Consider the following 2,669-nt stretch of genomic DNA (forward strand, 5'->3'; position numbering starts at 1 on the left):
CTAGGAAAAAAGGTGTGTATTTATCTAGGAGAGAAAGAAAAATTTTATGTTGTCTGAGTTCTAAGCTTTTACTTTGTCCGCGCCTTTTCCTTCGACTACTATAATGATTTATTTGCTCAGAAAAAAAGTGCATTTATCCTAAGTAGTGATTTGTCGGTAAATCCAGCTATTAATTATCAATACCTCCTGCAATAGATGAGCTTTAAAAATGCAGGATTTTATTTTTTATATCCTTAAAAGGTGTGAAGCTTGAAGCCTGATTTTTTTGTCAGATGAAAATGATTTTGAGAAAAAATATACTGACAAATAATACCTAATTTTCTACATCTTTTATAATATTTTTTTCGATTAATTTTTTATTTATAGCGGCTTTAATTAACATAAATAAAACTATTTATGTGACTTATTAAACTTTAGATATATCTATGATTTTTACTGTAGTTTAACCTTTGTGAAAACCGCTATAATCACATTTATAATTTATCTTATAAAAGTTGAAGCAAAGGGCGTAGATATATACAGCAGATTTCAGGTAAATGAGGTATAAATTAAGAATGGTAAAGTGTTTGTAGTGTAGGCATCTTGCCCGCTACTGGTGTACCTTGCTAATATGAAATACGCTGTAAGTTTAAAACTAAGATAACGAAGATTTTTCCTTCTCTCCTAGATAACTAAAACCTTCTTGCTTCTTACTTCTTCCTTCTACTATATCTTTAATTATTTGGGATAAAAGCTAGTATTCAATAATTAATAATTAACAATTACCTCTCCTTGAAAATAGATAGGATTGACTCAAAGAAAAATTTTGTCTTGTTTATCCTTTAAAGGAAAGGCTTTAAACCTTAATTATTCGGTAAAGTTCAAGATTATAGCGTTTCTCAGACTAATGAAATACACCTATATTTAATTTCTATTCTCCTCCCTACTCCCTACTCCCTAAAGATTAAATGAATAAATCAAAAGTATCTCCAATTAATAATATTTGGCTATTTATGATAGTTTCAGCTACAGTTATAGCAGCATATAACGGTAGGATGACAGAAATAACTGAAGTATCGTTTGAATCTGTAAAAAATGCTGTTACTTTAGCCATCGGATTAATTGGTAGTATGGCATTATGGTTAGGCATAATTCAAGTAGTTGAAACAGCAGGAGGAATGATTGTAATTGCTCGTTTAATTCGTCCTGTAATGGTGAAACTTTTTCCAGATATACCTGCATCTCACTCTGCAATGTCTGCCATTATTTTGAATATAGCTGCTAATGCTTTAGGGTTAGGAAATGCTGCAACACCAATGGGTTTAAAAGCGATAGTAGAAATGGATAAATTAAATCCGGAAAAGGGAACTGCTACAGATGCTATGTGTTTATTTTTAGCTATTAATACTTCTTCAGTTACGATTATTCCTATTAGTGTAATAACTGTTCGAGCTAGTGCTGGTGTTACTAACCCTGGAGATATTATTTTACCTGCAATTTTTGCTACTTGTTGTTCTACAATTACGGCTATTTTTGCAGCAAAATTTTTTGCACGTCGGCAATCTATACCTAGTTTAAATCAACCTATTTTATCAGAATATTTAGACGGCAGTGATTTATTAGAAAGCGAGACAAACAAATCTGAATTAACTCCACCTAACAGAATTGGCAAATTAATTTTTGCTAGTTTAATTGGTGCTTTTTTAGGTGCGGTAATTTATCGCTTAAATCTCAAAGGCATAACTTATATTTTTAGTTTTGCTTTTCTGGAGAGTTTGTCTAATTGGTTATTGCCAATATTAATTTGTTCTTTTCTACTTTTTGGCTATTTCCGAGGAGTTAAAGTTTATGAAAAAATGACGGAAGGAGCAAAAGCAGGATTTGAAGTAGCCGTCAGAATAATTCCTTTTATGGTGGCAATTTTTGTTGCTATTGGAATGTTTAGAGCTAGTGGCGCTCTAGATATTTTGGCTGTAATTCTATCGCCTATAACTAATTTAATTGGAATGCCGACTGAAGCACTACCTATGGCGTTGATTAGACCTTTATCTGGTAGTGGTGCTTTTGGCATTATGTCGGAAATAGTGACAAATGAACCTAATAGTTTTCTTTCTTATTTAGTATCAACTATGCAGGGTTCTACTGAAACGACTTTTTATGTATTGGCTGTTTATTTTGGTAGTGTTGGAATTAAAAAAACTAGATATGCTTTACCTGCTGCTTTATGTGCTGATGTAGCAGGAATTGTAGCTTCTCTTGTCGTTTGTCGGATAATGTTTTGATGATTAAACAAGGATTGAAGAAAGAAGAAGGAAGAAGGAAGAAAAAATGGATGGGGACTCAAACCCTAACCAATTGTCAACACTGTGTAGACGGCGGGGTATTAAACCCAAAATAAAATCATAATTTCAATTGAAATTTTATTTCTAATCTTATATTAGACATCTTCAGAAAAGAGGAAGTAGTTCAACAATTAATAATTAATAATTAATAATTAATAATTAATAATTAATTATTACCTCTCCTTGAAAAAAAGAGGATTGACGCGGTAGGGAAAATTTTTTCTTGTTTCTCCTTTAAAGGAGAGGCTTTAAACCTTCTCAACTGAAATGACTCTAATTCTATGCCAGTCCCTTTGCCAGAGGGACTGGCAGAGGCAGTCGCCGCCTTCATTCTGCGGGCGCGATGAC

General features: G+C 32.4%; 1 protein-coding gene. It reads left to right on the forward strand.

Going from position 1 to position 2,669, the window contains the following annotated elements:
- The first annotated feature begins 947 nt into the window (after positions 1 to 947).
- On the forward strand, positions 948 to 2,261 hold the full coding sequence (locus tag F6K15_RS31300) for a nucleoside recognition domain-containing protein (protein WP_293068990.1): 1,314 nt from the start codon (positions 948 to 950) through the stop codon (positions 2,259 to 2,261).
- Positions 2,262 to 2,669: the final 408 nt, after the last annotated feature.

Source organism: Okeania sp. SIO2B3 (genome assembly GCF_010672525.1).
Taxonomy (GTDB): domain Bacteria; phylum Cyanobacteriota; class Cyanobacteriia; order Cyanobacteriales; family Microcoleaceae; genus Okeania.